Source organism: Acinetobacter lwoffii (genome assembly GCF_019343495.1).
Taxonomy (GTDB): domain Bacteria; phylum Pseudomonadota; class Gammaproteobacteria; order Pseudomonadales; family Moraxellaceae; genus Acinetobacter; species Acinetobacter lwoffii_P.
Genome location: NZ_CP072549.1, coordinates 2525567 through 2544410 on the forward strand (window position 1 = coordinate 2525567; position 18844 = coordinate 2544410).

Genomic DNA, 18844 nt, shown 5'->3' on the forward strand with positions numbered 1-18844 from the left:
GATGCAAATAAATGAGAGAGATTGAATGAAAAGGACTCAATTAAATAAACAGACGGGCTTTACCTTAATTGAAGTCATGGTGGTGATTGTAATTCTCGGTGTGCTTGCTGCGCTGATCGTTCCGAACGTGATGGGACGTGGTGAAAAGGCCAAAGTCGATACCACCGTGATCAAGTTACAAAGCATTGCAGGTTCACTGGATCAATACAAGCTGGACAATGGCAAGTATCCAAGTATGCAGGAAGGCGGTCTGGATGCACTGGTGAATCAGCCAGCGACTGCAAAAAACTGGGTGCCAGGCGGTTATGTCAAGGGCGGTTTTCCAAAAGACAGCTGGGATAATGAACTGCAATATGTGATTCCGGGCACCGATGGCCGCAGCTTCGATCTGTATTCATTTGGTGCAGATGGTCAATCGGGTGGTGAAGGAACAGATGCCGATATTTATTATCAGCCTTAATTGAGAATCGTTATAAATTTTCGATAGATAGAATATATCACTTCACTGAATAGGCTATTTCAATACGAAGTGAAGTGATAATAACTATTAATTATTAAATATAATGTAAGTTAATGATATTTATAATAATGAAATAATAAAAACGATATGCGAGTTATAATAAGAATTATTCCCATATTTATCTATTACAATTCTCGTAAAATATGAATAAACATACACTTTCTATTTATTTAAAAAAGCTCATAATGATCTGAATGGTACTTGACTCGCCAACGGAGAAGCACATGAAAGCATTAATCTTAGGAGATGAAATCAATCAATTTCATTGGTCGATGCTGAAATCTGTTCTTCTGGTTTTAAGCATGCTGCCGATCAGTCAGGGTATCGTTCATTTATGGCAAAGCACCGAAGGCAGCAGCCAGATTATGGTGGCTTTTTTTGCTATCAGCTTGATGAGCAGTTTATTGGCCCTGTGTTTCTGGTCAGCATTAAACGCGAGTGTAGTTCGCATTCAAGCCGAACAAGGTTCAGTATTTGAGCAGACACTGGTTCAGATCTATCGTCATGTACCAATGCTGTCTCTTGCCAGCATGTTGTGTTATCTGGCTATACAGTTTTAAGTTTTAAAGAGATAAAGAAACCGAGGCATTGACCTCGGTTTTTTTATTGCTTTGAGTGTTCCTCCCTTTCATAAAGAGAGGTGAGGAGGGATTGATAAGATGCTATATTCAGGAATCCCCTAAGTCCCCCTTTGTAAAAGGGGTACTTGAAAAAATTACCGTCTAGATTTAAAGCTGACATCCACTTTACGTGGACGGAAGCGCCAGCCCACTAGCAAGAGTAGAACCGAGAAGATCAGGACCGGCCAGTCGCTGAGTTTCATATATAGCGTTTCACCCTGCATGGCTGGAAGTTCGCCACGTAATACTGCTTCCTGATCCATCGGGGCTTTTTTCACAATATGACCATTGTGATCAATAAACGCAGTCACACCAGTATTGGTCGCCCGAATAAACCAGCGGCCATTTTCTTTAGCACGCATTTGCACCATTTGCAGATGTTGTAATGGTCCTGCCGTGCCGGTAAACCAGGCATCATTAGAGACGGTCACCAGAAAATCACTTTGGCTAGCATTGCGGCGGGTCAAATTCGGATAAGCCACTTCATAGCAAATTGCAGAACCCAATGGATGATTTTTCACATTCAATGGTTGCTGATGATCTGCACCCCGGGTAAAACCGCTCATGGATGGATCATTCTGCAGACCTGGCAATACCCAGCTCAACCAGCCTGATAAGGGAATATATTCACCAAAGGGAACCAGTCGTTGCTTCTTGTATAGGCCATCGGATTCATCGCCACTGGCCATAATACTATTGTAATATTTTGGATAGCCCGCAGTCTGCGATTCGGCTAAATCCCAATATGGAATGCCGGTCACCCATGCAGTGCCTGATTTTTCAGCTTGTACTTTCATGGCCTCCAGAAAGGCTTCAATATCAGTCTGGAACATGGGAATCGAAGATTCCGGCCAGACGATCAGATCACGGCCCCATTCGGTTTTACTCAAATTGGCATAAATCAATAAGGTCTTCACCTGATATTCAGTTAGCCATTTCAAGTCTTGCGGAATATTGCCCTGAATCAGGGAAACCGTTAAAGGCTTTTGATTTTTTTGCTCAACAAACGTCAGCTGTGCTGCGCCCCAGGCACCGAGTAATAAAACTGCCGAAGGAATAGCCCAGAACAGGCGTCTATTCAGAATTTCAACCAGTGCACAGGCCAGAATGATCACCACGAAAGACACCCCGAACACCCCGAATAAAGGCGCATAAGCATCCAAGTAGCGTTCGGTAAAGGCATAACCAGCAAACAGCCATGGGAATCCGGTAAAGACCCAGGTCTTGGACCATTCAAACAGCACCCAGAGCGGGGCAAAGGTTAAAGGTGTTTCCGGGAAAAAGCGGCGATAGACAAACGTTTGAACGGCACTAAACAGACCCATCACCAGCGCCATGATCAGGATCATTACGACGCTGAGAAAGGCACTGGTATCGCCATAGACATGAATCGAGGTATACAGCCAGAATGCGCCGACAAACCACAAGCCGATTCCGTAAGCCCAGCCAATGCCAAAGGCCTGTTTTGCAGTACGTCCGCGCAGGGAGGCATAGAGCAGTGCCGGAGACAGAATCGCCAGCCACCAGTAATGATAGGGGGCCAGTGCTAAACTAAAGATGGCACCTGCAAATAAGGCAATTAAAACAGGATAGATTAGCGGCAACGGTTTTTGCTGTTGAGACGAACTCAACAGCTTATCAAAATACGCTCTCATTGGCGCACGGCTCGAATTAGGTGAATCGAGCGTGAATCTGCTTCAAGAATGGTAAATTGCCAGTTTTCCAGTTCAATGGTCTGACCCTCAAGATCACTCACCAGACCAATTTCCTGCAATAACAAGCCGCCCATGGTTTCTACTTCATCATCCGGGAAAGTCGCATCCAGCATATTATTGAAATACTCAATCGGAGTCAGGGCTTGGACTACCCATGTATTGGCCGTAGTCGGATCATTGTCCGGAACAATGTAGTATGCTTCTTCATCAGCATTGTCATGTTCATCTTCAATTTCACCGACAATTTCTTCCAGAATATCTTCCAGCGTCACCAGACCCGAAGTCGTACCGTATTCATCAATCACTACCGCAATATGCGTCTGGGTATTCTTCAGCATGCGCAGCACCTGATCGGAGCGAGCACTTTCCGGAACAAACAAAGGCTGACGCATGAGCGCGCGAATATCGACCTTGGCCGTCGGTTCAGTCAGAAAAGGCAATAAATCCTTGGCCAATAGAATGCCGACTACATTATCGGTCTGATCGGATGAAAATACCGGAAAACGTGAATGCGCAGACTCGACCAGTACATGCAGGATATCCAGCAGCTGGTCATCTTCCTGCAAGCTGATCATGGACGTGCGAGGCGTCATGACTTCACGAATTTTGGTTGCCGGGAGGTCAAGAACGCCCTCAAGCATGGCAACAGTATCGGGTTCTAAAAATCGACGTGAATCTTGTACTAATTTTAGCAGTTCGTCGCGAGTTTCGGGTGCAGTTCCCAGCCATTTGCGTAAGCCGCGCATACCCCACGACGGGCCTGATTCCTCGTGCATGATTTTTCCTGAAGACTCTTAATATCTAAAAAAACGTGGTTTTATCATACCGCAGAAAATACGCTTGTCTATTGTAAATATGATGCACAGTCTTGATCGCGTGAGTCAGCGCTGATTTTAAAACTGGCCACGTATGCAAAGCAGCAATGTAATCGCAGCTTTATGCTAAAATATGACGGTCTTTCCATCCTGAGTCTATCGATGTCCCCAACTGAAATTATTCCAAGTCTGCAATTGAATACCCGAGGTTTGCGTTGTCCTGAGCCGGTAATGATGTTGCATCAGGCGATCCGTAAATCCAAGGCAGGTGATGTAGTTGAGGTGTTTGCCACGGATAATTCAACGTCGTGGGATATTCCAAAATTCTGTATGCATTTGGGGCATGAGTTGCTCTTGCAGGAAGAACGTCTGGATGAAAATGGCAATAAAGAATTTCATTATTTAGTGAAGAAAGGTGGCTAAAAATACCAAGGACTGATGAGCTCAAACATTTGTCTTATTTAGAAAATAAAATTTCAAAAATCTGCTTAATTAAATAGATGAATGGACAGGAACTGAAATTATTAATATTTATCCATAAATAAACCCACTTAAAAGCGGGTTTATTTTTTATCTGATGATTACCTTACATATTCGGGTAATTTGGACCACCACCACCTTCCGGTGTTACCCATGTGATGTTCTGGGACGGATCCTTGATGTCACAGGTCTTGCAGTGCACACAGTTGGCTGCATTGATCTGGAAGCGTTTTGAACCGTCATTATTTTCCATAATCTCATAGACCCCCGCCGGGCAGTAACGCTGTGCAGGCTCATCCCATGTCGGCAGGTTGACTTCCACCGGAATTGAAGCATCGGTGAGTTTCAAATGTGCTGGCTGGTTCTCTTCATGCACGGTATTCGATACAAACACTGAAGACAGACGGTCAAAGGTTAGCTTGCCATCCGGTTTTGGATAGTTTGGTTTGAAGCTTTCAGCTGCCTGGGTTTTTAGCGCAGCATGGTCTTGAACCAGATCATGCAAGGTAAAAGGCACTTTAAATACGTTCTGGTCGATGAAGTTAAAGGCACCCCCGATCCATTGACCGAACTTGTGCATTGCCGGACCAAAGTTACGCGAGTTATAGAGTTCTTCTTTTAGCCAGCTGTTGTTAAACTTGTCGGTATATGCGGTGAGTTCTTTCACAAAGAAATCTTCACCCTCTACAACACGTGCCACCGCCAGATCACCGCCTTTTTCTACACCGGCCGCAATCGCCTCAAATACCGCTTCACCGCAGAGCATGCCGGATTTCATCGCAGTATGTGAGCCCTTGATCTTGGCAAAGTTCAGGAAGCCGGCATCATCACCAATTAACGAGCCACCTGGGAAAGTGAATTTTGGTAATGAGTTAAAACCACCTTTGGTCACAGCACGCGCACCATAAGAAATACGCTTACCACCTTCCAGATACTGCTTGATCAATGGATGGGTTTTCCAGCGCTGCATTTCCATGAAGGGATACATATGCGGGTTGGTGTAAGACAGATCTACGATCATGCCCAGAGTCACCTGGTTATTCTCAGCATGGTACAACCACCAGCCACCTGAAGAACCGGTTTCAGAAAGTGGCCAACCGGCACCATGCATCACCAGACCCGGTTTGTGCTTGGCAGGATCGATTTCCCACAACTCTTTAATGCCGATACCGTAGTGTTGCGGATCAGCGTCCTTGTCCAGGTTGAACTTCTGGATTAAACGCTTACCTAAGTGACCGCGGCAACCTTCAGCAAATAACGTGTATTTGGCATGCAGTTCATAACCCGGGGTAAAGTTATGCGTCGGTTCGCCATCTTTACCAATGCCCATGTCACCGGTCTGGATGCCTTTGACTGTGCCATCGGCATGATACAGAATTTCCGAGGCTGCAAAGCCCGGGAAGATCGACACTTCCAGTTCTTCGGCTTTCTGGCCTAACCAGCGCACCACGTTGCCGAGCGAGATGACATAGTTGCCATCGTTATGCATGGTTTTAGGTACCATCCAGTGTGGTGCTTCCTGTGATTTTTCATCTGACAGCAGGAAGAAGGTTTTATCTTCAGTCACTGGGACATTCAGCGGGGCACCCTGTTCTTTCCAGTCCGGGAACAGCTCGTTCATGGCACGCGGTTCAAGTACCGCACCAGACAGAATATGTGCACCGACTTCGGAGCCTTTTTCTACGACACAAACGGACAAATCGTTTAAGTTGTTTTCAATTGCAAGTTGACGGATTTTGATCGCAGCAGAAAGACCCGCAGGGCCTGCGCCTACGATGACGACGTCAAACTCCATCGATTCACGTTCGATGTGTTCCATGTAGGACTCCTCATATTACTATTCGGTGGCAACCATAACCGGATGGTTGGGTGCTGCCATAAGTGTTCTTGGTTCCTAGACACAAAAATGCTGGTGTCTTTGATAATCTGGGCTAGTATAGTTTTAAAGCCGGTTTTAGCCAATTGGCTGAAACATATTATTTTTCCGTCATTAAGGTCTTCTTTTATGGATAAGCCAGTACCCAGCACAAATCCGACGAAAAAAGTAACTTATCCCGATGATAAAAATTTAATGGATATCGCACAATACTTAAAAGATGCACAGGGCAGTCACAAAAGGTCAATTCCTCCTTTGGAGCAATGGCAGCCAAAGCATTGTGGCGCCATGGATCTGAAGGTTTTAGCCAATGGCGAATGGTGGCACGAAGGTCAATTGATCAAGCGTCAGCCGATGATTGACCTATTTGCAACGGTGCTCTGGAAAGAAAACGATAACTTCTATCTAAAAACACCGGTAGAAATGATTGAAATTGAAGTTGAAGATGAACCTTTATTTGTCAATCAGGTCGATCAGGTCGAGATCAATGGAGTGACTTATCTGCAACTGGGCACGACCACACAAGACCTGATTGTTGTCGATGCTGAACATCCAATCTTTATGCGTGAATATAAAGGTGAACTACGACCTTATGTGCATGTGCGTTTCGGGATCAATGCCCTAATCCAGCGCGCTGCATTTTTACATCTGGTCGAGATGGGAGAGCTTGATGAAAATCCGGCAGGCGAAACCGTTTTAAGTTTGAAAAGTGGTGATTTAGACTTGCATTTGAGCACCTGAGGTTTAAGCTTGATCGCTAGAAATTTCAAACAAGCTACCTGCAACGTTATGAGCGCTATTCAACCAATTTCCCAGCTATTAGACCCGATGCCCAATGCCACGGCAGATGCGCCGATTGGTATTTTTGACTCAGGCGTAGGCGGCTTGTCAGTCGCCCTGGAAATTGCCCGCCATTTGCCCAATGAGCGCTTTGTCTATTATGCGGATACTGCGCATGTGCCTTATGGCCCGAGAGATGATCAGGAAATTCGTGCCTTGACGGCTCAGGCGATTGAATGGCTTTATCGTCAAGGTTGTAAAGTTGCGGTGGTGGCTTGTAATACCGCTTCCGCTTTTAGTCTGGATTATTTGCGTGACTATTATGGTGAAAACTTTCCGATTATCGGTTTAGTCCCCGCGCTTAAACCGGCGGTCCTGAATACCCAGTCGAAAACGGTGGCGGTATTGGCCACGCCCGCGACCTTCCGCGGCCAACTGATTAAAGATGTCATTTCCCGTTTTGCCGAACCGGCTCAAGTCAAAGTCCTGCCTGTGACCAGTCTGGATCTGGTGCCTTTTGTTGAGGCTGGAGAGCAGATGAGTGCAGCCTGTTTGCAGACATTAAAAGAGATTTTACAACCAGTTGTAGATCAGGGCGCTGATTATTTAGTATTAGGATGTACACATTACCCCTTCCTAAAATCGTCAATTCAGTATATTTTTGGTCAAAAGCTGACATTAATTGACTCAGGATTCGCGGTTGCAAGACAAACGGCCCGAATTTTAATTAAAAATGGGTTATTATTTGAGCATGAGTCTAAAGAAAGCGTGAAAATTGAATTGGTGGTGAGTGGGCAGAATGCTGAACAGCTCCGACCGATTTTGCAGCACCTGATTCCGGCCGATTTAAAATGGCAGGTCAGTAATATGAGTGCAGTTTAAAACTCATTTTTATAATTTAAGAAGAAAGATATTTTGATTTTGGGGTGGCCATATTGGGTAAAGAAGCATGTGATAATGCATTTTTACGCAAATGTACAGGAGAAGAGGATAGCCCATGCTGGATAAACGGTACCAAGTGTTCATCTCAACCTCTGGGGCAGAAATGCAACCGGAGCGTATCATTCTGTCTCAAACACTGGTAGGAATGGGGTTTTTCTCGTGGGGACTGGAACAGCGTACACCGCTGAATACTGCATTTGCACGCCGCCAGATTGATGATTGTGATTATGTCGTCATTCTGCTGGGCAGCCAGTATGGGGAGCAGTCGGTATCGGGTGTCGGCTATATGCATCTCGAATATATTTATGCAGTGACCAAGCAAAAACCGATTATTGTGTTTATGCATGATGATCCGGCATCACGTGAAAGTGCATTGCATGATGCCAAACCGGAATTAAAAGAAAAATTCAAGGAATTCCGTCAACTGTTACAGCAGGAAGTCGATCAGGTCTTTACTTACCGTAGCCTGCGCGATCTGGAAATGGCAGTGCGTTTTAACATGCCACAAATGCTGGAGCGCTATCCGGTGACCGGCTGGGTACGCCCGCAAAATACCCAAGCCCTGCATGACGAGATTGACCAGCTGAAAGCCAAAGTCGCGCAACTGGAACGTGATGGCGGAACTGCAGAAATTGATCCATTCCTGAGTTTACCCAAAGTGGCGATGCATGAAGTTTTTTCTTTTGAATACCGGATGCATGCCTATCAGGATGGTAACTTCAAGGAAATTAAAGTCCAGAAAAAACTGACTTGGGCACAATTGTTGGCGTTGCTGGGTTCAACCTTTGTCAATCCGACCCCTGAGGAATTTTTCTCGAAGCGCATGAATGAATATCTGAATGAAACCGGTTTGCAGGATGCACGGGTGCAGATGCCGCGTGCACATGCAGTGGCGCGTGCCCAGATGAATATCCGTGCCTTGCATAGTTTAAAAATTCAAATGCGCCAGAATGACTGGATTGTGCCATCCGGTCGTGATGACCGACAGCGCATGCTGTGGCAGATCACGCCAAAAGCGCAAAAGTTGCTGGACAGCAGCTTGCTGGATTTAGATCGCACTTTTCAATATAAGTCAGCGTATTAATCCATAGAGAGAATAAATAAAAAGCTGTTAAAGTACAGGGGTTGATATCCTGACGGACGAACTGAATGTATTCTACTGCTAAAGCGAAAGTGACGATTATATTGGCAAACTTGGGCACACCAGATGAGCCTACGATTCCAGCGGTACGCCGTTTCCTCAAGCAGTTTTTATCCGACCAGCGTGTGATTGAGATTCCCAAACCGATTTGGCAAATCATTCTGCGCTTATTCATTTTACCCTTCCGTCCAAAGCGGGTATCACAGGCTTATGCACAAGTATGGGGACAGGATTCACCGATGCGTGAAATTCTGTTTGAGCAGGTCGCAGCAGTCAAGACGCATCTCACCCAGCTGTATCCACAGTTTGAACTGAATGTGGTACCTGCCATGACCTATGGCAATCCCAATATTCAGGATGTCTTGGCACAGGTCTCCGCGCAGCCACAGGAACACGTGATTCTATTTCCCCTGTTTCCACAATATTCTGCCACGTCGACTGCACCTCTATACGATGCTGTGGCGAAATGGGTGGTTAAACAGCGTAATTTACCCGGTTTGACAGTGATCCGGGATTATTATCAACATCCTTTATTTATCCAGTCGTTGGCTCAAAGTGTACGTGATTATCAGGCAATTCATGGTCAACCAGAAAAACTGTTAATGTCTTTCCACGGTATTCCACAGCCATATGCCGATAAAGGCGATCCTTATGCCGACCGTTGTCGCATCACAGGCAAACTGGTGGCTAAAGCCCTAGGTTTAAATGAAGATCAATATGCGATCAGCTTTCAGTCGCGGTTTGGCAAACAGGAGTGGATCAAGCCCTATACCGATGTTTTGCTCGAAGATTGGGCCAAGCAAGGGGTGAAATCAATTCAGGTGATGAGTCCGGCATTTTCCGCGGACTGTCTGGAAACGCTTGAAGAGCTGGCAATCGAAAATGCCGAGACATTTAAAGCACTCGGCGGTGAAAGCTATCGCTATATTCCTGCTTTAAATAGCCGTGAAGATCATTTGCGATTGCTCAATAGTCTGCTTCAGGCTAATCTGGATGCATTGACACAGACACTTGCCCATTAACTTGCCCGAGGTTTTTCAATCCATGTTACAAGTCAAAATTGTTCCAGTTACTGCATTTCAGCAAAACTGTTCCATCGTTTGGGATATGGATACTAAAGAAGCCATTTTGATTGATGCAGGGGGCGAACCTGAAAAACTGAAAGCTGAAGTTGAAGCGCTGGGTTTAACGGTTAAAGCCTTGTGGCTCACTCATGGTCATCTGGATCATGCGGGTGCGGTGGGTGCATTAAAAAAGGCTTGGAATGTCCCAGTAATCGGACCACATAAGGAAGATGCATTCTGGCTCGACATGATTCAGGAAGTTTCTGCACGTTATGGCTTTCCGATTCCGGAAAAAGTCGAAGTGACCCAATGGCTGGAAGGTGGAGAAGTGCTCAAACTCGGCAATGAAGAATTTGAAGTACGTTTTGCTCCAGGCCATACGCCGGGTCACGTGATATTCTATAACAAAAATTATGACTTGTTATGGACAGGGGATGTATTGTTTAAAGGCTCGATTGGCCGGACTGATTTCCCGCGTGGCAACCATCAACAGCTCTTAGATTCAATTCAGCGAGAATGTTTCAGCCTGCCAGATGAAACCCAATTCATTTCAGGACATGGGCCGATCAGCACCATTGGTTTTGAAAAGCAGCATAATCCTTTTGTTGCAAGTCAAGCGGGTTGAAACTTTGTACCCGGGATTGGTGAGCCTGCTTTATCAGTCCCGTTGAAAGATCAGTTCCGTTGAAAGGGCCCGCTATGTAACTGTCTTAATTCCAGCACAACCAGAATAGCCGCCAGAATCAGTAAAATGCCAATCGCAATGATAATAAGATCGAAAAGATAGATACCTAAACTCAAACTCACCAGACTGAAGCCGACAAATAGAAAAAATAAGATTTTTAAGCACCAAAGCCCCATGGCATTCCCCTGTATGAATGACTTTTTTAATATTTATAGTTATTACGCTTGATTGCCCGAATAGGTCGCTATTTGAACAGTAGTAATTAAGAAATATCTATAAGCTTTTTTATAGTTTTATTATAGCCTAAAAAATATTAGTTGTTGTTTTTTATTGATAAATAATTGAATTTTTCGTTTGCTATGAAATTAGTAATTTTGCGCTTTTATGGATCGAAGTTAAATATAAGGACATATTCAATTAAGAAGAAGGGATAGATATTTCCCATAAAAAAATGAAGCAGATGGTAGGATTAATAAGGGATCATTTTTATCTAAAGAGATAAGAAAAATTTTTTATTCTATATATTCAAGGTTAATCACTGAACTGGATTAACCTCGGATTGGATGATTTAAACATAAAGATCATCTAGCATTTTACTCTTCGCTGTTATCGGCTTGCGGTGCATCTTGGGTGGGCAAACTATATTCCTCATTGGCCCAAGCCCCCAGATCAATCATCTTGCAACGTTCTGAGCAAAAAGGACGGAATTCATTATCTTCCCATGTGGTCAGCTTGCCACAGCGCGGACAGTTTAAAGTGGTAGGCATGGGACGACTCCAAAGAAAAATAAAGGTTCGATTAGGCAAATATAGCCGCGCTTGTTAGACTTATGCGGTTTTTATTAGTTTGATCTGATTATGCCGATTCGTCAATTTCAAGCACAGCGTATGCATGCGCCCCGTGATTTTCAAAGCATCAGTCCTGAACCGGTCTGCGTCGAAGTGGGAGCGGGTAAAGGTAAACATGCCTTGTTATTCAGCAAGAACAATCCCGACACTCAACTGATTGCAATTGAACGTACCCGTGAAAAATTTCTGGCGATGCAAAAACAGCATGCTGTTGAGGGTCAAACTAATTTACAAACCGTTCATGCCGATGCTTTACCGTGGATCGTGCATGCACTGTATCCGCAGCAGGTCGAACAATTCTTTATTTTATATCCAAATCCTGAACCGCATAATCCGGCACAGCGCTGGGTCAATATGCCATTTTTTGAGTTTCTACTTTCCCGCCTGAAAACCGGGGGAACGATTACTTTGGCCAGTAATATTCCTGCCTATATCGAAGAAGCAGAAATACAAGTGCGAGAGCTCTGGAAGCTACCTTTTGTCAAAGAAGTGATTGCTGCAGATTCGGCGCGTACCCATTTTGAAATTAAATATCTGGAGCGCGGTGAACTATGCCAGCAACTGATCATCAGCAAGCCTGAAAGATATGTAACGCGCTTTGATGATTTCCAGCCTTTGCAAGGGCAGAATGCCACCGTCGCGGAATAATCAGATGAGCAAACGCATTGCTATTGTGGGCGCAGGCCCTGCAGGCTTAATGGCAGCAGAAGTGCTCAGTCAGTTTGATTATGAGTTGCATGTCTATGAGCAAAAGCCGTCTGCCGCGCGAAAATTCCTGATGGCAGGAAAGACCGGCCTGAATATTTCCCATGCTGAGCCTGTGCCACAGTTTGTACAACGTTATGATCAGGTGGAGTGGTTGTCCCCTTGGATCAAACAGTGGGATGCGGTCTGGATTCAAGACTGGATGAAACAGCTCGGTATTGAACCTTATATCGGTTCGTCCGGCCGGGTATTTCCCACAGAGATGAAAGCCGCGCCCTTGCTGCGTGCCTGGCTCAAGCGTTTGGCTAGTGATGGCATCCAGTTTCATTACCGGCATAAAGTCAGCCAGTTAGAGCAACAACAGCTTGAGCTACATGATCTGAAAAATAATGAACATCGCACTGAACATTTTGATGCCATTATTCTGGCTTGTGGTGCAGTGTCTTGGTCAGCGTTGGGTAGTGATGGGGCATGGCAAGCCTGGTTAAAGCTGGATGAAATTGAGCCTTTCCAGGCCAGTAATGCCGGAGTGGAATATCCCTGGTCTCGATTTATGCAGCCAGTCTTTGGTCAGCCGCTGAAACGTGTTGCAGCATGGTTAGGGCAAGGTGAAAAGACCATCGGCGATATCGTGATCAGTCATTATGGTCTGGAAAGTGGTCTGATCTATAAGCAGGGTCGTGGCTTACGCGAGCAACTAAAACAGGGGAAGCCTATGCAGCTGCATCTGGACCTATTCCCAAATCAAAGCATCGAACAGCTTGCGCAAAAATTACAGCCAAGTAAGAAGCAGTCTTTAACTAATGTCTGGCGTAAAGCCGGATTGGACGGTGCTAAGGCGGCTTTAGTACGGGAATTGCTAGACAAAGCAGTATGGCAAGATGCTACTGCATTAGCCAAAAAAATTAAACATTTGACCCTTCCACTCACAGGTTTCCGCCCGATTGAAGAGGCGATTAGCTGTGCGGGTGGCGTCAAGCGTGAAGTGTTGTCAGAACAGCTACAATTGAAATCTAACCCACATGTATTTCTTTGCGGAGAAATGCTGGACTGGGATGCACCGACCGGCGGTTATCTACTGACAGCCTGTTTTGCCACAGGGCGTGCAGCGGGTGAAGGTGTGCATCAGTTTCTGACAGCAGATTAAGTCATTTTATAGCTAGGATGATCTAGTATTTATACTGAATGCAGACTCAACAGATCCGGCCTTGTTCATTCACGCTGTTTTAAAGCTGCCAGTTCAGCTTAGATTATTTTTGTATTTTATCTAAGCTGTGTGCCAATCTAGCATCCTAGACTATTCCTTCACTTGCCGGGAAGCGGGTTCTTTCTTGGCGAGATCCGGATATTGCGAACGCCAGCGTTCCAGTTGTTCTTGGGCGTGTAGATATTTCCCTAGACCTTTGACATTCTCACTGGCTTCATTCACGGGTGTAGCTTGAGTCTTGGGAGTATTGAGTAATTTGTCCTGATGTTCCCAGTATTGATACATTAAGCCCTGAATATAACGGCCCTGTTCGGTTTTCAGTTCTAAAGCCTTCAACATATTCAATGCTGACTGGACATGATCACGCTGACGTTGCTGGACAAATTCTTCTGTCATATTTTCATCATCGCGCATGCTGTTTAATTCTTTTTCCAAGTCGCTGCTCATTTCCTGAAAGCGCTGTTCATAATCCGTCAATGCAGCAATATCATGCGGATCATCAGCAGTTTTAGGGAAGTCTTTCAGTGGCTCGGTTTTCAGTTCCTGCATGACTTGATCTGAAGCCGTATTATCTGTTGTCGCTTCAGTCGGAGTTTCGGTCGTTTTCTGGTCACATGCCATCAGCAGCATGGCCGCAGCGAACAACAGCGTTCGTGTCATTCCTGGTATTTTATGCATGATCGCCTCCTGTTTTTAATTACTTTTCTTGAACACATAGATATGGGTGACATAAGGAAAATCGATCATTTCCTCTGCGCTTTTGGCTGTATATTGCTGGATGATCTGTTCAAATTGTTGTTTTAACTGTGCCTGCTGCTGTTCAGGCATGGCTGCAATAAAACTAGTCGAGAGCAGCCGCTTGGATACCACCTGCTCGACACTGCCATGCTGTTGCTGGGTCATTGTGGTTTCTGCATAGGGCTGAAATAGCGTTTGCTGTGCAAAGACCTCGCGCCAGGTGCCGCTATGATAGCGCGGCGTATCGCCTTCCAAGGGGGCAATACAATCGGCCAAGGCCTGAACCCAGTCGATCCGAGTATCGCGCTGATTCCAAATTAACACCAGATAACCCTGCGGTTTGAGTACCCGATCTAATTCTTGTAAGGTAGCAGAATCGGCAAACCAGTGAAATGACTGTGCACAAAATACCGCATTCAGGCTATGATCAGGCAGGGGAAGTTGATGGCTAACGCCTTCAAGAGTATGAATGTCCGGATGCGCCTGTTGTAATTGAGCCAGCATTTCCGGGACAGGATCAATCGCGATAATGTGCTTACTGAGCGGGCGTAAATAGGGGATAAACTTGCCGGTGCCGCTGCCCAAATCCAAAAGATGCGTATCTGCAGGCAAAGCCAGCGTTTCACTCAGCCACTGGCTGATTTCTGCCGGATAATCGGGACGCACTTGCTGATAGAGCTCAGCCGACGCACTAAAACCCCGTTTTGCTGCAGGATGTAATGATTGTGTCATATTTTGCGCTTTTTAATCTTTTTGATCGATATAAAATAGCATATTCACTTTTTTGACAGCGTTCATTGACTGAATTGTTGTGGAAGGGTTCGATTTACCAGCATGGGAAAGTTATGGACAAGCAGATTGTTTTTGAAGATGAACATATACGCGCGATTTTTATGCCGGGATCTTCTTCAGAACTGATTTTTTCATTTGGCGATTTGATTACCCGTGCCAAGGGCCTCAACATCAATGCAGAAAAGTCACTGGCGAAATTCGAGTTTAATGTGCTTGGTATTATGCCCAAGCATAAATCCTGGTTTCCGCAAGGTTCCATGTGGAACATGTTGCAAGCCATCGCAGATCTGATTGCGCCGTTTCAGCAGCGTATTGCGTATGGCGGTTCGATGGGTGGCTATGCCGCGATCAAATATTCCCGTGCCTTGGGCGTGCAACGGGTGGTGGCGATGGTGCCGCAATATTCGATTGATCCGGAAGATGTACATGATGCCCGCTATAACATGTTCTATCAGCCAGAGCTGAATTCCAATATGCGGGTTGCGGCCGAAGATATCGACAACGCCTGTGAATATATTATTGTGTATGATCCCTACTGTGCCGAAGATCGTGCCCATTATCTGAAATTAGAGGCACTAATCCCACATCATCATGTGCTGCATTTGCCTTTTACCGGCCATGATGCGATCGCAGTTTTGGCCAGTTCCGAATTGCTCTATGACTTTTTGGTACATGACTATGAGCCGAGTTATTTCTACCAGAAAATGCGTCGGGTCAAGAAAAACAGCAAGTTCTATTATCGCAAGGTGATTGAAAATGTCTTGCCACGACACCGGATGGCCTTAGGACACATTCTGAAAAATAACGATCTGCAACTGGATAACCAGTTTTTTGATGCCAGCCAGAAACAGGTGATTTTGCGGGAACTGTTACGCAATAAACAGGTTGATCAGCATGACCTGCTCAAACTGGGCATTCATGTGAATTTGCCGCAGGAAAATCGTCAGTTGCTGTTGGACCAGTATGGGCATGGTCTGGTATTTAATGTCATCAGCCATAAAATCGAAAGTTATGCAGAAGGCGCAATTGCCCTGAACCATAAATTCCTGATTCCGATTTATGCCAAAGGTAATGGTTTATTGAGCATTAACCTGAATGATGAACGTTATCTGGTGGTGATGAACGACCGGCATATCATGAAACTGATCAAGGAACAGGATGAGCTCAGTCTGGGTATGCACCCGATTTTAATGAAGCGTTATAGCGATTTTTATATGTTTAGCTATAAGCAGCTGAATCTGAGTACCAATGAGTATGGTGCTGCTGCTTTTATCAACGATAGTGACAAAAATACGCAGTTTGTGACGCACAGCGAGATAAATTAACTAAAATTTTTATAAAAAACAATTACTTGAATTGTGATGAGCTTGGCATAATATAGAGATAAGCGGTATAAATAATAAACCAATTATATCGTTCCCGATGGTTGAAACGAAGAAGGGGATCTCTATGATGCAAGCGACTCGGATGATGCAAGTATGTTTTATCTTCGGTTTGGTTCTACCCAATCTGGCGCATGCAGAAACTGTGCATCCTGCAGTGATCATGGTCAGTGCGTCCATCATCTTTATGATTATTCTGTCCGTGTATGTGGTGTATCGTATCCGCAAGTCACTACGTAATCATATGGATAAACCGCTGGATTAATTGCATCAGGCTGGAAACGGGTTGAAAAGACTCAATGACTTGTTTTAAATGACAGACATAAATTGTCAAACAGGATTGAGGGAACAGCCATGAAAGCCGTTTATTTAGACTATGCTTCTTTAGACCAGCAGGATTTAGACTTTCAGGCACTGCATGCCGCATTTGATCCACTGGTTTTGTATCCGGCGACCTCGGCTGCCGAGATTGCATCCCGTGTAGCTGATGTCGATGTTATCATTACGAATAAGGTGATGATCGATGCAGCTACGATTCAGCAATGCCCTCAACTCAAACTCATTTTAATCTCTGCAACCGGCACCAATAATGTCGACCTTGAGGCGGCCAAAGCGCAAGGGATCGTCGTGTGTAACTGTCAGGCTTATGGCACTTCGGCAGTCGCGCAGCATACCATCATGTTGATGCTGAATCTGGCAACTTCATTCCTGTCTTACCAACGTGCGTTACAACAAGGCGAATGGCAAAAAGCCAGTCAGTTCTGTTTGCTGGATGCGCCCATTGTCGAGCTGGCCGGAAAAACATTGGGCATTGTGGGTTATGGCGAACTGGGCCATGCGGTGGCGAAACTGGCCGAAGCCTTTGGCATGAAAGTGCTTATTGCCGCGCTGCCAAATCGTCCGGCGGATGCATCTCGTGCGCCATTTGCCGAGCTACTTCCTCAAGTCGATTTTTTAACTTTGCATTGTCCACTCACTGAAGATACCCACCATTTAATCAGTCATACTGAGCTGGATGCAATGAAAAGCAGCGCATTTTTAATTAACTGTGCGCGTGGCGGAATTGTCGATGAAGCGGCATTGGCTGAGGCTCTGCGTGCAGGCAAGATTGCCGGTGCAGCGACAGATGTTCTAACGGTAGAACCACCGAAACAGGGCAATGTGCTGCTCGACTCTACGATTCCCAACCTGATTGTGACACCGCATAATGCCTGGGGCAGTGTCGATGCAAGACAACGGATTGTGGATCAAATGGTCGAAAATGTAGCAGCATTTAAACAGGGTCAGCCGATTCGACAGGTCAATTCATAGATCGCGTCGATACAAGGTAATAGTTTTATTTTCTAAAAATTAAAAAAGCCCATCACGGGCTTTTTTTATAAATCGGTTACCGCATAACTGGTGGCTGAACCTGAATCAGATTGAGGCTGCATTTGTGGGGTGGTTGTTTGTTGTGGGGCACCAGAGGACTCACTTAAAGGCTGCTGAACAATAGGCGCCTGCTGTGAATTGCCACGCCAGACTTCTTTGGTCTGCTGGATTTTCTGACCGGTTTGTTGGGCTGCCTGAGTTGCACCCTGATCTACTTTTTGCAGTGTATCAGAGGTTGCAGATTTGGTATTGCTCCAGGCCCGGTCTACCCCCGGCTTGATTTTGGCAATGCCTTTTTCCGTTGCTTCACCGACTTTCTCAGCAGTATTAATCACGCCTTCCTGTGCTTTATAAGCAAAGACATGCAGCAGGTTCGGATTTTCACCATAAGGCTTAACCGGTTTAGCAGACTGAGTCGTGGTTTGTGCGAATGCTGGAACAGAAAGCATTAAAGCTGTCGTTAAAATAATTGGGGTTTTGATATTCATTATGGATCGACCTCGAATTCGTCTAAGTGCGGTCTGAGTTTGTTTTTCAGTGTAACGGATAATTGGTCAAAAACAATGAATATCCTGTGAAGAGTGCAGGGCTTTCAGGTGGATCTGTGCCGGAATATTGTAATTTTAAAGAAAGGCAGTAGATATCAGGCGAACTGTTGGATTGATTTTTAGCAAAATAAAAGCCCTGTTCTTAGACTAGAAACAGGGCGATTTTTTTAGTCACATTGTGTCAACGCATCTTTGGCGAAATGTTCGCGTAAGCTGACAAAGTTCTTTTGTACGCCTGCATCGTGCAGGTCAAATTTTTGTGCAGTGCTAGTACCGTCGCGCTGGAAAGTCGCTGAGCCGGCATCGATTAGAGTCATGCCTTTAAATGACCATTGTTCAATGACACGATTATTGCCAATATCACCGGTGAATTCAATCACGCATTTATCGAGGAATTTGGTCAGTTTGGCCTTGTTGTTGGTTGTGGCTGGAACCACTTCGAGGTTTTGGACTTCTTGCAAGACGCCAACCTGAAGCTGTGGGATTTTTGGTGCAGATGTACAAGCTGTAACTGCGATACTCGCAAGACCCGTCAAAATAAGAGCTTTAAATTTCATATGATTCTTTCTTGTTGAGTGTTGTTAGGGTGAGTATAGGGATTTGAATGAAAAATGG

The 18844-nt window shown here is 45.3% G+C and carries 21 protein-coding genes; 13 read left to right on the forward strand and 8 right to left on the reverse strand.

Features of this window, described 5'->3' with window-relative positions; genetic code table 11:
- Window positions 1-25: 25 nt before the first annotated feature.
- Together gspG and J7649_RS11860 are read left to right on the forward strand one after the other, a co-directional pair.
- Window positions 26-460: a type II secretion system major pseudopilin GspG gene (gene gspG, locus J7649_RS11855; protein WP_219308219.1), complete on the forward strand. Its 435-nt coding sequence runs from the start codon at window positions 26-28 to the stop codon at window positions 458-460.
- 284 nt (window positions 461-744) lie between these two features.
- Window positions 745-1080, forward strand: a complete 336-nt coding sequence (locus tag J7649_RS11860; protein WP_219308221.1) for a hypothetical protein — start codon at window positions 745-747, stop codon at window positions 1078-1080.
- Window positions 1081-1235: 155 nt separating this feature from the next.
- Here J7649_RS11860 and lnt read toward each other — a convergent pair whose 3' ends face one another.
- On the reverse strand, window positions 1236-2795 hold the full coding sequence (gene lnt / locus J7649_RS11865) for an apolipoprotein N-acyltransferase (protein ID WP_219308223.1): 1560 nt from the start codon (window positions 2793-2795) through the stop codon (window positions 1236-1238).
- Window positions 2792-3631 (reverse strand): HlyC/CorC family transporter, encoded by an 840-nt coding sequence (locus tag J7649_RS11870; RefSeq protein ID WP_004278564.1) that lies wholly within the window; start codon window positions 3629-3631, stop codon window positions 2792-2794. Before J7649_RS11870 ends, lnt begins: the two co-directional genes overlap by 4 nt.
- Window positions 3632-3832: 201 nt before the next feature.
- Here J7649_RS11870 and tusA point away from each other — a divergent pair, with 201 nt between their 5' ends.
- Entirely contained in the window at window positions 3833-4093 is a 261-nt protein-coding gene (gene tusA / locus J7649_RS11875) for a sulfurtransferase TusA (protein WP_004729361.1), read from the forward strand.
- A 163-nt stretch (window positions 4094-4256) separates the two neighbouring features.
- Here tusA and J7649_RS11880 read toward each other — a convergent pair whose 3' ends face one another.
- Window positions 4257-5969, reverse strand: a complete 1713-nt coding sequence (locus J7649_RS11880; protein ID WP_219308225.1) for an electron transfer flavoprotein-ubiquinone oxidoreductase — start codon at window positions 5967-5969, stop codon at window positions 4257-4259.
- 186 nt (window positions 5970-6155) lie between these two features.
- Here J7649_RS11880 and J7649_RS11885 point away from each other — a divergent pair, with 186 nt between their 5' ends.
- The 5 genes from J7649_RS11885 to J7649_RS11905 all read left to right on the forward strand — a co-directional run bounded on the left by J7649_RS11885 (window position 6156) and on the right by J7649_RS11905 (window position 10578).
- Window positions 6156-6767: a DUF1285 domain-containing protein gene (locus J7649_RS11885; protein ID WP_114542198.1), complete on the forward strand. Its 612-nt coding sequence runs from the start codon at window positions 6156-6158 to the stop codon at window positions 6765-6767.
- A 48-nt stretch (window positions 6768-6815) separates the two neighbouring features.
- Window positions 6816-7688: a glutamate racemase gene (gene murI, locus J7649_RS11890; RefSeq protein WP_004729363.1), complete on the forward strand. Its 873-nt coding sequence runs from the start codon at window positions 6816-6818 to the stop codon at window positions 7686-7688.
- 115 nt (window positions 7689-7803) lie between these two features.
- Window positions 7804-8832 carry a DUF4062 domain-containing protein gene (locus J7649_RS11895; RefSeq protein ID WP_219308227.1) on the forward strand — a complete coding sequence of 343 codons (1029 nt, stop codon included), beginning with the start codon at window positions 7804-7806 and terminating at the stop codon, window positions 8830-8832.
- A 65-nt stretch (window positions 8833-8897) separates the two neighbouring features.
- Window positions 8898-9911, forward strand: coding sequence for a ferrochelatase (hemH, locus tag J7649_RS11900; protein WP_219308229.1), 1014 nt, complete (start codon window positions 8898-8900; stop codon window positions 9909-9911).
- 22 nt (window positions 9912-9933) lie between these two features.
- Window positions 9934-10578: an MBL fold metallo-hydrolase gene (locus tag J7649_RS11905; RefSeq protein WP_219308232.1), complete on the forward strand. Its 645-nt coding sequence runs from the start codon at window positions 9934-9936 to the stop codon at window positions 10576-10578.
- Between the two features lie 653 nt (window positions 10579-11231).
- Here J7649_RS11905 and J7649_RS11910 read toward each other — a convergent pair.
- Complete coding sequence (locus J7649_RS11910; RefSeq protein ID WP_004278554.1) at window positions 11232-11405, reverse strand: DNA gyrase inhibitor YacG; 174 nt, start codon at window positions 11403-11405, stop codon at window positions 11232-11234.
- Between the two features lie 84 nt (window positions 11406-11489).
- Here J7649_RS11910 and J7649_RS11915 point away from each other — a divergent pair, with 84 nt between their 5' ends.
- Together J7649_RS11915 and J7649_RS11920 are read left to right on the forward strand one after the other, a co-directional pair.
- A complete protein-coding gene (locus J7649_RS11915; protein ID WP_219310114.1) occupies window positions 11490-12134 on the forward strand; it encodes a class I SAM-dependent methyltransferase in 645 nt (214 codons plus the stop codon).
- Window positions 12135-12138: 4 nt separating this feature from the next.
- Window positions 12139-13338, forward strand: a complete 1200-nt coding sequence (locus J7649_RS11920) for a TIGR03862 family flavoprotein (protein ID WP_219308234.1) — start codon at window positions 12139-12141, stop codon at window positions 13336-13338.
- 150 nt (window positions 13339-13488) lie between these two features.
- On the opposite strand, the gene J7649_RS11925 is transcribed toward J7649_RS11920, so the two are convergent.
- Entirely contained in the window at window positions 13489-14076 is a 588-nt protein-coding gene (locus J7649_RS11925; protein ID WP_004647351.1) for a hypothetical protein, read from the reverse strand.
- Window positions 14077-14091: 15 nt separating this feature from the next.
- Window positions 14092-14868 (reverse strand): class I SAM-dependent methyltransferase, encoded by a 777-nt coding sequence (locus J7649_RS11930; protein ID WP_219308236.1) that lies wholly within the window; start codon window positions 14866-14868, stop codon window positions 14092-14094.
- 113 nt (window positions 14869-14981) lie between these two features.
- Here J7649_RS11930 and J7649_RS11935 point away from each other — a divergent pair, with 113 nt between their 5' ends.
- From J7649_RS11935 to J7649_RS11945, 3 genes are all read left to right on the forward strand, one after another.
- Window positions 14982-16253 (forward strand): hypothetical protein, encoded by a 1272-nt coding sequence (locus J7649_RS11935; protein WP_114542193.1) that lies wholly within the window; start codon window positions 14982-14984, stop codon window positions 16251-16253.
- Window positions 16254-16377: 124 nt separating this feature from the next.
- Window positions 16378-16575, forward strand: coding sequence for a hypothetical protein (locus tag J7649_RS11940; RefSeq protein WP_082180547.1), 198 nt, complete (start codon window positions 16378-16380; stop codon window positions 16573-16575).
- Between the two features lie 89 nt (window positions 16576-16664).
- Window positions 16665-17621, forward strand: coding sequence for a 2-hydroxyacid dehydrogenase (locus J7649_RS11945; protein WP_085064965.1), 957 nt, complete (start codon window positions 16665-16667; stop codon window positions 17619-17621).
- Window positions 17622-17686: 65 nt separating this feature from the next.
- On the opposite strand, the gene J7649_RS11950 is transcribed toward J7649_RS11945, so the two are convergent.
- Window positions 17687-18169 (reverse strand): hypothetical protein, encoded by a 483-nt coding sequence (locus J7649_RS11950; protein ID WP_219308238.1) that lies wholly within the window; start codon window positions 18167-18169, stop codon window positions 17687-17689.
- Window positions 18170-18396: 227 nt separating this feature from the next.
- Window positions 18397-18786, reverse strand: a complete 390-nt coding sequence (locus J7649_RS11955) for a hypothetical protein (protein ID WP_005261664.1) — start codon at window positions 18784-18786, stop codon at window positions 18397-18399.
- Window positions 18787-18844 lie beyond the last annotated feature (58 nt).

Excerpts from the sequence above, each read along its gene's own strand:
- gspG (WP_219308219.1), top strand. The coding sequence starts at position 26 with ATGAAAAGGACTCAATTAAATAAACAGACGGGCTTTACCTTAATTGAA.
- J7649_RS11860 (WP_219308221.1), top strand. The coding sequence starts at position 745 with ATGAAAGCATTAATCTTAGGAGATGAAATCAATCAATTTCATTGGTCG.
- lnt (WP_219308223.1), bottom strand. The coding sequence starts at position 2,795 with ATGAGAGCGTATTTTGATAAGCTGTTGAGTTCGTCTCAACAGCAAAAA.
- J7649_RS11870 (WP_004278564.1), bottom strand. The coding sequence starts at position 3,631 with ATGCACGAGGAATCAGGCCCGTCGTGGGGTATGCGCGGCTTACGCAAA.
- tusA (WP_004729361.1), top strand. The coding sequence starts at position 3,833 with ATGTCCCCAACTGAAATTATTCCAAGTCTGCAATTGAATACCCGAGGT.
- J7649_RS11880 (WP_219308225.1), bottom strand. The coding sequence starts at position 5,969 with ATGGAACACATCGAACGTGAATCGATGGAGTTTGACGTCGTCATCGTA.
- J7649_RS11885 (WP_114542198.1), top strand. The coding sequence starts at position 6,156 with ATGGATAAGCCAGTACCCAGCACAAATCCGACGAAAAAAGTAACTTAT.
- murI (WP_004729363.1), top strand. The coding sequence starts at position 6,816 with ATGAGCGCTATTCAACCAATTTCCCAGCTATTAGACCCGATGCCCAAT.
- J7649_RS11895 (WP_219308227.1), top strand. The coding sequence starts at position 7,804 with ATGCTGGATAAACGGTACCAAGTGTTCATCTCAACCTCTGGGGCAGAA.
- hemH (WP_219308229.1), top strand. The coding sequence starts at position 8,898 with ATGTATTCTACTGCTAAAGCGAAAGTGACGATTATATTGGCAAACTTG.
- J7649_RS11905 (WP_219308232.1), top strand. The coding sequence starts at position 9,934 with ATGTTACAAGTCAAAATTGTTCCAGTTACTGCATTTCAGCAAAACTGT.
- J7649_RS11910 (WP_004278554.1), bottom strand. The coding sequence starts at position 11,405 with ATGCCTACCACTTTAAACTGTCCGCGCTGTGGCAAGCTGACCACATGG.
- J7649_RS11920 (WP_219308234.1), top strand. The coding sequence starts at position 12,139 with ATGAGCAAACGCATTGCTATTGTGGGCGCAGGCCCTGCAGGCTTAATG.
- J7649_RS11925 (WP_004647351.1), bottom strand. The coding sequence starts at position 14,076 with ATGCATAAAATACCAGGAATGACACGAACGCTGTTGTTCGCTGCGGCC.
- J7649_RS11930 (WP_219308236.1), bottom strand. The coding sequence starts at position 14,868 with ATGACACAATCATTACATCCTGCAGCAAAACGGGGTTTTAGTGCGTCG.
- J7649_RS11935 (WP_114542193.1), top strand. The coding sequence starts at position 14,982 with ATGGACAAGCAGATTGTTTTTGAAGATGAACATATACGCGCGATTTTT.
- J7649_RS11940 (WP_082180547.1), top strand. The coding sequence starts at position 16,378 with ATGATGCAAGCGACTCGGATGATGCAAGTATGTTTTATCTTCGGTTTG.
- J7649_RS11945 (WP_085064965.1), top strand. The coding sequence starts at position 16,665 with ATGAAAGCCGTTTATTTAGACTATGCTTCTTTAGACCAGCAGGATTTA.
- J7649_RS11950 (WP_219308238.1), bottom strand. The coding sequence starts at position 18,169 with ATGAATATCAAAACCCCAATTATTTTAACGACAGCTTTAATGCTTTCT.
- J7649_RS11955 (WP_005261664.1), bottom strand. The coding sequence starts at position 18,786 with ATGAAATTTAAAGCTCTTATTTTGACGGGTCTTGCGAGTATCGCAGTT.